At 56.8% G+C, this 12,809-nt stretch carries 12 protein-coding genes; 2 read left to right on the top strand and 10 right to left on the bottom strand.

Going from position 1 to position 12,809, the window contains the following annotated elements; translation table 11 throughout:
• Positions 1-40: 40 nt before the first annotated feature.
• The gene (locus tag HY010_02005) at positions 41-1,126 is read right to left on the bottom strand and encodes an agmatine deiminase family protein (protein ID MBI3474478.1); all 1,086 of its coding nucleotides are present in this window, start codon (positions 1,124-1,126) and stop codon (positions 41-43) included.
• Positions 1,127-1,288: 162 nt separating this feature from the next.
• Positions 1,289-2,194, bottom strand: coding sequence for a carbon-nitrogen hydrolase (locus HY010_02000; protein ID MBI3474477.1), 906 nt, complete (start codon positions 2,192-2,194; stop codon positions 1,289-1,291).
• Positions 2,195-2,360: 166 nt separating this feature from the next.
• Here HY010_02000 and HY010_01995 point away from each other — a divergent pair, with 166 nt between their 5' ends.
• On the top strand, positions 2,361-3,470 hold the full coding sequence (locus HY010_01995) for a deoxyhypusine synthase family protein (protein MBI3474476.1): 1,110 nt from the start codon (positions 2,361-2,363) through the stop codon (positions 3,468-3,470).
• Positions 3,471-3,631: 161 nt separating this feature from the next.
• On the opposite strand, the gene HY010_01990 is transcribed toward HY010_01995, so the two are convergent.
• From HY010_01990 to HY010_01955, 8 genes are all read right to left on the bottom strand, one after another.
• A complete protein-coding gene (locus HY010_01990; protein ID MBI3474475.1) occupies positions 3,632-3,784 on the bottom strand; it encodes a hypothetical protein in 153 nt (50 codons plus the stop codon).
• Between the two features lie 101 nt (positions 3,785-3,885).
• Positions 3,886-7,386 (bottom strand): carboxypeptidase regulatory-like domain-containing protein, encoded by a 3,501-nt coding sequence (locus tag HY010_01985; protein ID MBI3474474.1) that lies wholly within the window; start codon positions 7,384-7,386, stop codon positions 3,886-3,888.
• 317 nt (positions 7,387-7,703) lie between these two features.
• Positions 7,704-8,492 carry a hypothetical protein gene (locus tag HY010_01980; GenBank protein ID MBI3474473.1) on the bottom strand — a complete coding sequence of 263 codons (789 nt, stop codon included), beginning with the start codon at positions 8,490-8,492 and terminating at the stop codon, positions 7,704-7,706.
• A gap of 142 nt (positions 8,493-8,634) precedes the next feature.
• Positions 8,635-9,180 (bottom strand): arginine decarboxylase, pyruvoyl-dependent, encoded by a 546-nt coding sequence (locus HY010_01975; GenBank protein ID MBI3474472.1) that lies wholly within the window; start codon positions 9,178-9,180, stop codon positions 8,635-8,637.
• A gap of 161 nt (positions 9,181-9,341) precedes the next feature.
• A complete protein-coding gene (locus tag HY010_01970) occupies positions 9,342-9,827 on the bottom strand; it encodes a YbaK/EbsC family protein (GenBank protein ID MBI3474471.1) in 486 nt (161 codons plus the stop codon).
• A 229-nt stretch (positions 9,828-10,056) separates the two neighbouring features.
• Positions 10,057-10,284 carry a hypothetical protein gene (locus HY010_01965; protein ID MBI3474470.1) on the bottom strand — a complete coding sequence of 76 codons (228 nt, stop codon included), beginning with the start codon at positions 10,282-10,284 and terminating at the stop codon, positions 10,057-10,059.
• A 180-nt stretch (positions 10,285-10,464) separates the two neighbouring features.
• Entirely contained in the window at positions 10,465-10,722 is a 258-nt protein-coding gene (locus tag HY010_01960; GenBank protein MBI3474469.1) for a zf-HC2 domain-containing protein, read from the bottom strand.
• Positions 10,719-11,348, bottom strand: coding sequence for a sigma-70 family RNA polymerase sigma factor (locus tag HY010_01955; GenBank protein MBI3474468.1), 630 nt, complete (start codon positions 11,346-11,348; stop codon positions 10,719-10,721). The genes HY010_01960 and HY010_01955 overlap by 4 nt, the downstream gene beginning before the upstream one ends.
• Before the next feature lie 245 nt (positions 11,349-11,593).
• Between HY010_01955 and HY010_01950 the strand changes: the two genes are divergently transcribed.
• Positions 11,594-12,751, top strand: a complete 1,158-nt coding sequence (locus tag HY010_01950) for a hypothetical protein (protein ID MBI3474467.1) — start codon at positions 11,594-11,596, stop codon at positions 12,749-12,751.
• The last annotated feature ends 58 nt before the right edge of the window (positions 12,752-12,809 follow it).

Here is a 12,809-nt window from a genome sequence, read left to right as displayed (position 1 = left end):
TACCGCTCTTAAGGCAACCATCATTCGATCACACTCTGGACTAGGCGCTGACCGCCGGTTGTTGCTGCGTCATGCAGTGCAGCGCCCCAAATCCCCAGATCAGGTCGCCAGAATAAATGGGGACAATTTCGCTGGTGGGGAATAACTCAGCCAGCGTATTCAACGCCACCCGGTCATTGGGATCGTTAAAGACCGGCACCAGTACCGCTCCATTCGCGATGTAGAAGTTGGCGTAGCTTGCTGGTAGACGACGGTCTTCGAAGATCACTGGACGCGGCATCGGAAGCTCAACCACGTCGAACTTGGTCCCATCCGCGGTGCGCGCTGCGCGCAGGCGACCAAGATTTGCCTGGAGCGTCGCGTAGTTGTCGTCCTGCGCGTTGGCCTCTACCATCGTGACGACCCGGTCGCGTGCGACGAAGCGCGTGATGTCGTCTACGTGCCCGTGCGTGTCGTCGCCTGCGATGCCCTCGCCGAGCCAGATCACCGTCTGCACTCCAAAGTAGTCGGCAAACATTTGCTCGTAGGCCATGCGGTCCATCGGCGGATTTCGTTCTTGCACCTTCGAGAGCAGGCACTCTTCCGTCGTCAGCAGCGTTCCGGAGCCGTTGACATCAATTGATCCACCTTCGAGCACAACGCGATGGTCTCCAGAGAAGGGCTGCACCACGCGCGCGCCCGAGGTCTTCGCCATGCGAGCGCCCATCTTCGCATCGAACTTGTAATTCGGATACTTCGCCCACGCGTTGAATTCGAAATTCAGCGCAAGCGTCGCAGCCTTGCTGTCGTCCGAATCTTTCTGAAGGAAAATGCAGCCCGAATCGCGTGTCCACACACGATCGGTACGCCACAGGTGAAAGCGAACGTTGTCGGAAAGAGCATCGGCTTTCTCCAGCACCGCGCGCGCCTGCCGCTCGGCTTTTGCACTATTCACGACCAGGTCGACGCATTCATGCCGGGCCAGGTTGCGGATTATCTCTGCGTACACCCACTGGATGGGTTCAAACTTGCCCGGCCAGTCATCCCGAAAATGAGGCCAGGCCAGCCACGTGGATTCATGCGGCTCCCACTCGGCGGGCATGCGATAGCCGAGGGCGGAGGGCGGTTTGCGAGGGCGGGGGGTCATGAGCGGATGCCACCTGTGTCTAAACCACATTCCACTACAACAATGTCATCCTGAGCGGAGCGAAGGACCTGCTGTCCCGACGAACGAAAAGAAATCAGGTCCTTCGCTCCGCTCAAGATGACAGTTCGAAATAGAGTGCCGACAAATCGATTGATTTCCATCCTACTTCCCATCCAGCATGCGGCTTGTGATCGGGGCATATGCATCGATGCGCCGGTCCCGCAGGAACGGCCAGTTGCGGCGGACTTCTTCCAGGTGCCGCAGGTCCACTTCACCCAGCAAAATTTCTTCTTTGTCATGCGAACCTTCCGCGAGCACTCTTCCGAATGGATCGCACAAGAACGATCCGCCCCAGAATTCAAGCCCCTTGCCGGGCGCGGACTTGCCGCGAATGTTGCCGGTTTCGAATCCCACGCGATTGACCACTCCAACATACACGCCGTTCGCAATCGCATGCGCGCGCTGGATCGTCTTCCAGGCATCATGCTGCGCGATTCCGAACTCCGCCTTCTCGTCCGGATGCCATCCAATGGCGGTCGGATAAAACAGAATGCTTGCGCCCTGCAGCGCCGTGAGCCGCGCGCCTTCTGGATACCACTGGTCCCAACAAACGAGCGTCCCGATCTTGCCAGCCGAGGTGTCAAACGCCTTGAATCCCAGATCGCCGGGAGTGAAATAGAATTTTTCGTAATAAAGCGGATCGTCCGGAATATGCATCTTGCGATAGATGCCCCGCAACGAGCCGTCATTCTCGAAAATCGCTGCCGTATTGTGATACAGCCCGGGAGCGCGCTTCTCGAACAGGGAAGCGACCAGCACTACTTTATTTTGCCGCGCCGCTGCGGCGAGCTTTTCTGTGCCCGGCCCAGGAATCGGCTCGGCAAGATCGAAAAGTCCCGCTTCCTCGCGCTGGCAGAAATATTGCGTCTGAAAAAGCTCGGGCAGGCAGACGACATGCGCACCACGCCTGGCTGCTTCCGCTACTCGATCAAGCGCCTTCGCCATGTTGTCGGCAGGCTCCGGGCCGCACGACATCTGGACTAGCGCGACAGTGAATTTATCGGGCAATGATTTCTCCAAGGGGATGCCCCGCTTTATTAGACTTGAATAGGCAGGATATCAAAGCTCGCGATCCTGATGTGAACGCGGCGTCAATGGGCTCGGCATCTTCCCGCGACTTCTAGTAAATTGTTTCTTCCGATCAATTTTGTTTACTCATACGGAGGTTGGATTCTTGAAGCACAAAAACGACTCGAAGCACGGCCATCATCAGGAAGGCGCCGGTATTGACCGCAAGCTGCACGATCCTGTGCAGGATCGGCTGATCCCCCTGGAGCCTCTCGATCCCCAGAAGATTCACACCGTGGACGACCTGGTCCGCGCCATGGCGAAGACCGCGTTCACTGGACGCCAATTGGGCGAAGCGGCCGACGTTCTCGAAGCAATGGCTCGCGACAAGGATTGTTTTGTTGTGATGACGCTGGCGGGCGCGATGACTGTCGCCAAGCAGGGCCTGATCATTTCTGAGCTGATCGACCGCGGGATCGTCAACGCCATTGTTTCTACCGGCGCCCTCATGGCGCACGGACTCGTCGAGGCCACCGGGCGCGCTCATTTCCGCCACAATCCTGAATTCAGTGACGAAGAACTTTATGAAGCCGGCTACAACCGCGTCTATGACACGCTTGAACCCGAGCAGAATCTCGACGACGTCGAACGGGTCATGCACGCGGTCTTCTCCGATTGGGATTCCGATGAAATCATGTGCTCCTACAAGCTGAATCGCGCAATCGGGAAATATCTCGCAAAGACGGCCAAAGGCCAGCGCGGAATCTTGAAGTCGGCGTATGAACAGAATGTCCCGGTATTCGTGCCGGCATTCTCCGATTCCGAACTTGGACTGGACTACGCTCTCACCAATCGCGAGCGCGATAAACAGGGCAAGGCACGTTTCCGTTTTGATCCGTTCGAAGATCTGGAGCACTTTGCCGCTACGCTGCTCGCCCAAAAACGCCTGGGAATATTCACCATCGGCGGCGGCGTGCCGCGCAACTGGTCGCAACAATTCGGTCCCTTCATCGAATTGCGCCATCGCCGGGGCGGGGAAGATCTGCCCTTGAAGCGCTACCACTATGGCTTGCGCATCTGTCCCGAACCGGTGCACTGGGGAGGCCTGTCGGGCAGCCCTTATAGCGAAGCGGTATCGTGGGGAAAATTTGTTCCCCCCGCCGAAGGCGGCAAGTTCGGCGAAGTATTCGTCGATGCGACGGTCGGTCTTCCGATGATCGTGACGGCAGTATTAGAAAGATTGGGTAAGGGGAAAGCTTCCGGAAAGAAGCGCTAAACCAGATGGGGAGGGGGATTTTCGCTGGCTATAGATGTCTCCGCTCGCTGCCGTGGGACCCTTGCCTAAGCGGGGCCTGGCCTTGACGTTCCTTTGAGAGGCGGGCTTCTGGCCGCGCTCCTTGTCCCAATCAAAGATGCGGCTTCAGCCGCTGCGAGAATCTATCCCGCCCTCTTGAAGTATTGCACCGCCCTCTCGTGCTTCTCCGCCGCCGGTCGGTTGCCGAACGTTCCAAGATTGCGGCGCTTGACCGTCTTCGGATCTTTCTTTCTTGAATACAACCGGAATTTTCCCGAACTAAGTTTGCGGATCATGTTGTTTCCTCCTGCGTTCACATTAAGGAGGCGCCAATCCGCGAACGGGTTGCATGAAAAAAGGGGAGCCGAGGCTCCCCTTGTGAAAGAAACGTTCTGGGTTAGAAGGTGATTTTCGCCCCCAACTGCAGGGCACGGCGTTCCACAATCGTCCCCTGAGCGGGCGCCGTCCCGGCCGCGACCGGGAGTACGCCACGGGTCACCTGGAAGAACCCGTTGGCGATATCATTCGTCGCCGGGTTCCCGTAGAAGTTCGAGTGATTTAATATGTTCAACGCTTCGAGGTGCAGTTCGAGCCCGATCTTCTCGCCGATACTGAACCTCTTGGCCAACGCCGCGTCAAAGTTCCAAACGCCAGGCAAACGAAGAACGTTGCGTTTTGCCAGGGCGGTCGGATCTTGCAAATAGAGTGCGGCGGTGCAAGCCAGGTCCACGTTGTTGGGATCGCCATCGACGAGGCAGTTTGCGTTCTGCGGTTTGTACCCGGACAAGTCGTAGTAGTTGAACGTGTTCGGGCCAGCGTTCACTACGTGCGCCTTGGGCGTTGGTCCATCAAGCGGATAACAGTAGTTGGTGCCGCTTTCCGAGCACTGGCTGTCGAATAAGCCCGACGCGTCATACACGGAGAAGGCGCCACCGGTTTGGGCAGAATAGACGCCGCTTAACGACCAGTCGGCGACGATCTTCTTGGCGATGCCGCTCATGTTGTTCCCCACCGGAATCGCCCAGGTGTAAGCCAGGACAAAACGGTGCCGGATGTCGTTGGAGGAATCCGAGTAGTCCAACTTGGGATTAAACGGATCGCGGAATCCAAAGCCAAAGTTTCCGTCGAAGGTGGCGTCCCCGAAGAAGGAACTGACGTTGTCCTTCCAATGAGCCAGCGTGTAGGAGGTGTCGAGCGTGACGCCGTGAATGGCGCGAGTCTTCAACTCAGCACGCATGCTGTTGTACCGGGAGAAGGCTTCGTTCCCACGGCGATTCAGGCCGGTGACTCCGGTCTGGTTCAGCCGTCCGGTGCGTCCGCCGGCTGCGTTACAGTCTGGCAACGAGCCCTCGGGTGCCAGAATGCAGGAACCGCGCTGGTTAAGGTTGTTCAACGCATAGAGTTTGTCGCCCTTGTTGCCAACGTAGGTGACGGAAGCGATCAGTCCCTTGTGCAGGATGTCATGCTCCACTCCAATATTCCACTGCTGGTTGTAGGCCGTCACCATTTTCTGGTCGAGCATGCGGGCCGAACCGCCAACCGGCGCCGCGCCGGGGCCAACGATGTTCGTGAGCAATGCGTATTCGTTGACGTCCACAGCGGCATTGAATCCAGAAAGCGCCGCCACATTGTAGTTCGGCGGATTCTGAATCACATTGAACAGTGCGTTGCCGAAATTTTTGTCGAAGAACATCCCGTAGCCGCCGCGGACCGAAGTGCCGCCGTTGCCGAAGACGTCCCAGGCAAAGCCGAGGCGCGGACCAAAATTATTCCAGTCCTGGTTGAACAGATTATTGGTTCGCTGGAAGCGGCCGTCCCGGATCTGCTCAAAGACGGTTTTCGAAGGGTTCGCTGACTTGGGTTGGCCCACCGCGTCGAGCACGAAGTTGGCATCCAGCGATCTCTCCGCGTTCGGACTGTGCAGTACGCCGAAATATTCCCATCGCAGGCCTGCCGTCAGCGTGAAGCGGGGAGTAATGCGGAAGGAGTCTTCCCCATAGAACGACACTTCGTTGTAGCGATAGTGGCGCGTGAAGTTCGGAGCGACGAACGGCCCGTCAACCGACGGGTCGTAAAGGTCGCCGGGAACCTTTCCCTTCGGATCAAACGCGACGGAAAAGCGAGTGTCAACAATGCCGTTGAGAAGGTTCTGCGGATCGGCGATGGTGCCGTTGCCATTCTCGAAGGCGGCGAAGGTGTGGTTGTCGCGGAGGTGGCTGAAGTATCCGCCCCATTTGAAGGTGTGGTTACCCCTCGAAAGGGTGAAGCCGGTGCCTGCCGAAATCGTGTTCTGCGGTCCACCAGCCCGTACGCTGCCGACGTTGCAAATGGTCGGAATGTAGCCAGGAAACACGATGGGCTTTCCGTCCGGCGTGGCGTTCCGGTTACCGAACTGAATACAGGGAATGAGCGGACTGCCAGTTCCATTCGGCGTTTCTGGTTCGGTCCGGCTGAAGGTCAGGTGGCTTTCGCTGATCATCCGGGGCGAGAAAGTGTGTGTCAACGACGTGGAATAGTTCGAACTAGTGAAGAAGTTGGCGGTTCGAAAGTCGTTGTAGGGACTATCGTTGAAACCTACCGGAAACTTGTTGTCGGTAAACGCGAAGCGGAAGCTCATCTGGGTATTGGTTGTGAAACGATGGTCAACCTTCCCCAGAGCATTCCAAGTGTTCTGCGCATTGCCGCCGCCAGCATCGATCGGCGCGGTGCTGACCACTTGTCCAAACAGGGGAACGTCATCACCGATCACGGCGCCTGTATTCGCATTGGTCAACGCCGGAATTCGTTCGTCATCCTCAATAATTCCGTCGCCATTGGTGTCGATCGAATTCAGGTTCCTAAATTGGAGTGAGTTGATGACATTGGTGGTGCTGGCGGTGGGCAATCCGCCTACCGTCAGGTAATTCGCCATGTTCGGGGCGGTATTCGCCATGAATTCCGGTGTCGGTACCCACCAGAAATTTTGCCCGGAGGAGCGAACGCGAACGCCTTCAATCGCAGCATAGAAGAAAGTCTTGTCTTTGATAAGAGGGCCGCCGCCGGCGAATGTGAAATCGTTTCGGACGAAATTCGGTTTGCCAACGTCGTTGGCCTTGTTCTGTACAGTATTGGCAGTGAGAGCTGCGCCGCGATAGTACTCGGATCCGGAACCGTGGAACTGGTTCGTCCCCGACTTGGTGACGACGTTGGCGACCGCTGCGTTGCGGCCAAATTCCGCCGTCATGTTGCTGCCCTGAACTTTCAGTTCCTGCACCGAATCGTTCGGTACAAGTGCAGCCGGGCCGGTGATATACGACTCATTGTTCTCGGCGCCATCCAGGAGGTAGTTGACCGATGAGGTGCGCTGTCCGTTCACCGCGAAGCCCTGACCGCGAGTGTCGCCGTTCGCGGACGCGGTATCGGTTGCGCCGGCGGCAAGGCCGATCAGAGCATACGGGTTCTTGGTGAGCAGCGGCATGTTCTGCAGGTCGCTGGTGGTAATGGAGTGCGAGACGTCTCCAGTGGTCGTGTTGACCTGAACAGTATTGGCCTCAACCGTGACGGTTGTCTGCGAACCGCCCACCGCCAACGAAACGTCTTCGGTCAGGCGATCAGCTGGAGTGACGGCGAATGTTTTCTGGAACCCGCCAAATCCTTCTTTCGCTACATTCAGCTTGTAATTGGATGGAACGACGGCTGCGAAGGTGAAGCTTCCATCTGCACCGGTCTTGACCTCTTTGCTGGTTTGAGTCGAAGTATCGGTTAGGGTCACGACTGCATCGCCGATAACCGCTCCCGTCTTGTCCGTGACTCGTCCCGTGATCGTTCCAAATTGCGTTTGTGCGATGGCAGTGCACGCGCACAACAAGAGTACAAAAATTGTTCCCAGCCGCCACTGGACGCTTCGGATACTCTCCATAACATTCTCCTTTTGATTGACATCACGTCAGCTCTGTTTTTTGTCATGAACTGCCGTGCAGGCCGCGATTGGGCTACTAGTTACAACGCAAAGGGATGGCCATCACAGATTTACAAGGAAGGCTGGGAGTTTCTCGGGTGGGAGGGGTTTCAAAAACCGAAATTCATAGACACCTGCGATGACTTTACGGAATTGCGGACTCACTAGACAACGGAGAATGTTTCGAAAATGTTGGGTGCTCTTAACAATGGTGCCCATCACACAACATCGGGTAAGCCGTGACTGTTGCGCAGGAGGGAAGGTCGATCGTCCGCCCTCTATTGGTAAATTACGATCACACCCGGGCGCACGTTGGTCAATTGGGATGTTAGCAGGATCATGTAGAAATAGGTGGCGTCCGCGCCGGCGTTCACATTGAAAAAATCCGTCTTGCTTTCAAAGGCAATGCCGGTGCGCGTGTCGGTCGTGCAAGCGCCGGATACATTCGAGAAGGTTACGTCAAAAACATCGCTGGATTTCTCCTGCGCGATCGTCCCGCCAACGCTGCAGCCGAAGTTATCACCTCCGCTGAAAGTCCCATTCGAGTTGAAGGTAAGGAGCAAGGTGTTCACGAAGCCCAGTTCTTTCCCATTCATCGCTCCCGAAAGAGCGACAGGGGCGCCAGTGATGGCGAAATAGGGGCCAGCGGCAAAAGTGCCGGCCGGATTCGTGCCGCTTGTAAACGTGCCGGTGATCGACGTGGCGGAGTTCACGTTGCCCTGCGCGGGATCGGTCTCGAGCGGAGTGCCATTGGAGAAGAAGTTCGGATTCACGGCATACGCGGTCAAGTTTCCGGAAAACGACTTCACGCCGGTGACCTTGGGTAGAGTCACGATATTTCCCGAGAAGTCCAGGAATGCGCCCAATCCGGAGGAATTGATCGCTCCAAAGGCGAATGCGGTATCACCGACATTGGAAGAGAAGACGAGTTGCCAGTCCCCCACGACATCGAAAGGACCTCCGCCATTTCCTCCGCCGGAACTTGAAGAGCCGCCGCAGTTGATTGTCGCCGCACCCAGCAAGGCGAGAAAAGCAAAAGACACCGACAAAACAAAGGTGCGTGACATGGGCGTTCTCCTATGCGGAAGAGCCTCCTGAAGACTCTTCCGGATCAACCAGGGCCCGTACCGATACTCAAAACTGGCAGATGGACTCACCCATTCTCACGAACTCAATGGAGATTCGGCGCCGTGCCGTGGATCCACTGGTTTAGTCGAAGATCAAAACCGCGGACGCGATGACCGTCGTCCACAATCCGCGTTTGTCACCGACCGCCGACTGCGTGACGTTAGCCGTGCGAACGATTTTGTTGGAAATCCGGTAGATCTCCTTCTTCTCGTCCCACGACCGGTCGGAATCGAACTCGACGTTGAGCGTAGTCGCCAGCATTTCAGCAGCGAGTTCTTCAGCGTAATCTCCGGCGGAGTCTTCCGTTTCGCCGAATGAATGATGTTCGCTCAGATAGCCGTAGGTGTTGCGGTCGGCGGGAATGGCGACGCCGATCGACGAGGCCAGCAGACGGTGCGGTTCATGGGTGGAATTTTCGGCGACCACCGCGAACACAACTTCTCCGGGGTGTAGGTATTTCAGTCCCTGGGAGCGCGGTACCAGCTTGCAGTTAGGCGGAAAGATCGAAGAGACACGCACCAGATTTTGCGCGGCAATGCCGGCATCGCGCAGGGCGAGCTCAAAAGACGTCAGCCGCTCGCGGTGCTTTCCCACACCTTTGGTGAAAAAGATCCGCTTGGGGACCATGTCTTTGCCCAATTCATTTTCCTCCGGGAAGTCAAAATTGACTGTAGGAAATTGAATCTAACACAGTGATTTGTGAAGTTTGGATGAAAAATGAAAAGAACTTTCCCTGAGACGCATTTCCTTGCTATCCGTGCCCGGGAAACCGGCCCGCCGGACCTCGCTCAGACGGCGTAAGCTCTGGCTCGCGCCAATGCCAACGGCATCAAAGCGGGATTTACGAGGCGCTGGAAATCGGAAAAGCTCATCCGCACCAGTTCCCGATGAGATCCGGCGTTGAAGGCGATCTCCTTGTCATGAGTCAGGCTTTCGTCCGCGAACACGGCCATGCCGTAGAGATTGCCGAAAGGTGGCATGGCTCCGGTCTCGCAATCCGGAAAGCGGTCGCGAAATTCGGTTTCCGACGCTAGTTCCACTACGTCCGCTCCCAGATACCGGGTCAACCTCGCAAGATCAACACGGGAGGAAGCGGGCACAACCGCCATTGCCAGTCGTCCGTCCACCAGCACCATGACCGTTTTCGCCAGTTCTTTTCCAGGGATGTGCGCCATCGCCGCGATGCCCTGCGCCGTGTACGCAACCGAGTGGGAAATTACCAGATATTTAATATTGTTTTGGTCAAGGAATTCGCGAAGCTTGGAAAGAGGCATAGATACCTCCGGGCCGAATCATCTGGAGAGAAACTAGAAATCAGATCCTCGAACAGGATCCGCGATTCAGCTCGCCCCATTATCCGCCCGCGCACCCCAAAGGCGCACATTTTTTTTGTGCATGAGGGCATGGCCCGATCGAATCGCCGAAGAGAAGGCACTGCCCCTTGATGCGGACAAAAAAAAGCCGCGACCCGAGTCGCGGCTTCTTCCAGGAGAAAATCTGATCTTAGGCGGCTTCTTTGATCACGAGGGATCGAGATGCTGCTTGCGGAGTGCCTTCCATCACGCGCATTTCCTTCCAGTCGTAGGCGAGTTCCTTGCCGCAATCGAGACACACGACGTACGTGCCTACTTTCGCAGTGCTCTGATTGCGACGCGAAGCACGCACCGTCATCGGAAAACTATAGTGGGAATGCCAGCAGCCAAACATCGCGTCCATCAACTTGGAAAACATTGTTGCCTCCCTACCACGGGGCCGCCTCAGCGCTGCACACCTCGCTCTTTTGGGCGGTTACTGCTTCATAATCTTAGATTCAAAATGGGCTGAAAAGGTTCGTTCGTGGCCCTGCGTACCTGATGAGTACACTTAGCTGCCAAGAATCAAGGGCTTGGGGGAGGTGGGGGAAATTGCGTGTCAGCTGGTCTGAGGATCAGACTTCTTGCTCGCGGTGCACTTCGACATGATCGCCGAACGCAAACGTCCACGCAGATCTTCCGGTAGCGGATAGAGCTCGGAGTCGCGATAGATCTCAATCGTTTTGCGGGTGGTGTCGCAAACCACGTAACAGTTATGGCACCACGCCAAGTGATCCTCGAGATCGGACTTGGTACGCGCATCGATCGCGCCGTCGAGGTAGTTAGTCAGTTCCTTAAGGAATTCAGTGCACTTCACTGGTCGCTGTCTCCGCTCGCCCGTTTCTGAAAAAACCGGCTGAGCCGTTCGCGCAGTTGCAAGCGTGCCCGCAGCAGGCGCGATTTCACTGCCGGTATGCTTAACTCCAAAGCTTGCGCCGTTTCTTCGGTGGATAAACCTTCCACATCCCGGAGCACAAACACCGTTCGAAACCCCGGCGGCAATCCCTGGATCGTGCGCGTCAGGATGTCTCTCAATTCCGCTTGGTTATACATCTGCTCCGGATTGGGACTCCAATCCGCAACCTCGCGCGGAACCGAATCATCCTCGGTCTTGATTTCTTCGTCGAGGGAAACCGTGCGTTCCGGTTTCCTCCGGCGCAACTTCATCAGCGCTTCGTTAACGGCAATCCGGACCAGCCAGGTGTAAAACTTCGACTGCTCCTGGAACTGCTGCAGATTGCCATACGCCTTGAGAAACGCGTCCTGCACTACATCTTCCGCGTCCTCGCGATTCTGCGTAATGTGCTGTGCGATTCGAAAAACGTTGCGATCGTATCGCCGCACCAATTCTTCGAACGCTTTATCGTCGCCCTGCTTCGCGGCCCGTACCAGTGTCAGTTCTTCACTGAGGGGCTCCGTTATATTGGGTTGGATGGCACTCATTCGTAACTCGATGCAGTTTTTAGCGCTGCGCGACGCAATACCAGAGTGCTATTGTACCGTTTAACGTGCCTTTTTGGGATGCGGCCCGGCTTTGCGACCCTGAGTCTCATTAATGGGATTGGTTCCATGGCACGCTGGTAACCGGGAGAACACGTACTATGGTGTCCCGGAAATACCTGCAAGTGGCTTATAATCATGAGTTAGAAGGCATCGTTGGGCCATCAGCAAGATTATCCGGAGTGTGAATGACGGACCGCAGTTGGATGCAGCCGATCGTGGAGCGGGTGGTTACTCAGTCACTGGAGAGCCATGCTGTCCAACTGCGAACGGAAATCGTACGTCAGGTGATGGCTGAAATTGCTTCTCAGCCCGAGCCAGAGTCCGCTCCTGCCGGTGCGAACTCCGCGGATCTCGCGCGCGCTGTCACCGAAATCCAGCTCGGCACTTCCCAGAAAGAAATTCTGAAAGCGCTGCTCGACAGCTGCGCGAACTACGCTTCCCGCGTGGCGCTGTTTGTGGTGAAAGGCAACAACGCGTCTGGATGGCAAGGGCGCGGCTTCAGCAACAATGATGGCATCAAGGATTTTGCGCTCGATGCGCACGCTGCCTCCGTTGTAAGCGCGATCGGCGACCGCGCGCCAGTTTCCGCTCCCACTGCAGATCTCGATGCGCGTTTCGCACAGGATTTTGGCGCTCCGGCCAGCGGGGAAGCGCGATTGTTGCCGCTCGTCTTGAAAGATAAAGTGGCAGCGCTCGTATATGCCGACGCAGGTACCGAGACCGGCCATCTCGACGCCGGTTCGCTCGAATTGCTCGTCCTTTCGACCAGCGCCTGGCTCGAAGTGACTTCATTGCGGAAGCTGGCCCACAAGGAACCGGCGGCTGAACGTGGCGAGAGCCGGCCTGCGCCCATGGCCGAAGCGGCGCCTGCATTCAATGATCCGTTCGCATCCCACTCTCCGACGCACGCAATGGCAGCCGCTGCTTCCGCATCCGCGGAAGCGCCCGCACCTGCAGCGGTGATGAGCGCGGTGGCCGAGGCCGAACCAGTTGTAGTCGAGGAATTGGTGCCCGCCGTGGCGGTTGCCACGGAAGCCGCGCCTGAATCGTCGCCCGCTCCGGCAGGCTCATCCGAGGATCAGGACGTACATCGCAAGGCCCAGCGCTTCGCGCGCCTGCTCGTGGACGAAGTCAAACTCTATAATCAGGCGAAGGTCACGGAAGGCCGGAAACACAAAGATCTTTACGATCGTCTGAAGGAAGCGATTGAGAAAAGCCGCGGCACGTACCAGAAACGTTACGGGAATACAGTTGCGGCTTCCGGCGATTACTTTCAACATGAACTGGTAAGAAGTCTCGCCGAAGACGACGTCTCCATCATGGGCGCGAATTTCCGGCATTAGGTAGGGTTCCATTGCGTAGTGCGCTTGGCAGGTTGCTGGTAGTCTCTCTCTTCCTTTC

This window comes from Acidobacteriota bacterium, assembly GCA_016196065.1.
In the GTDB taxonomy this organism is placed as follows: domain Bacteria; phylum Acidobacteriota; class Terriglobia; order Terriglobales; family Acidobacteriaceae; genus Acidiflorens.
This window is presented reverse-complemented; position numbering and strand designations above follow the sequence as displayed.

Bases quoted from the DNA above. Each gene is read 5' to 3' on its own strand.
- HY010_01965 (MBI3474470.1), bottom strand. From the start codon at position 10,284: ATGTTTTCCAAGTTGATGGACGCGATGTTTGGCTGCTGGCATTCCCAC.
- HY010_01985 (MBI3474474.1), bottom strand. From the start codon at position 7,386: ATGGAGAGTATCCGAAGCGTCCAGTGGCGGCTGGGAACAATTTTTGTA.
- HY010_02005 (MBI3474478.1), bottom strand. From the start codon at position 1,126: ATGACCCCCCGCCCTCGCAAACCGCCCTCCGCCCTCGGCTATCGCATG.
- HY010_01975 (MBI3474472.1), bottom strand. From the start codon at position 9,180: ATGGTCCCCAAGCGGATCTTTTTCACCAAAGGTGTGGGAAAGCACCGC.
- HY010_01955 (MBI3474468.1), bottom strand. From the start codon at position 11,348: ATGAGTGCCATCCAACCCAATATAACGGAGCCCCTCAGTGAAGAACTG.
- HY010_01980 (MBI3474473.1), bottom strand. From the start codon at position 8,492: ATGTCACGCACCTTTGTTTTGTCGGTGTCTTTTGCTTTTCTCGCCTTG.
- HY010_01970 (MBI3474471.1), bottom strand. From the start codon at position 9,827: ATGCCTCTTTCCAAGCTTCGCGAATTCCTTGACCAAAACAATATTAAA.
- HY010_01990 (MBI3474475.1), bottom strand. From the start codon at position 3,784: ATGATCCGCAAACTTAGTTCGGGAAAATTCCGGTTGTATTCAAGAAAG.
- HY010_01950 (MBI3474467.1), top strand. From the start codon at position 11,594: ATGACGGACCGCAGTTGGATGCAGCCGATCGTGGAGCGGGTGGTTACT.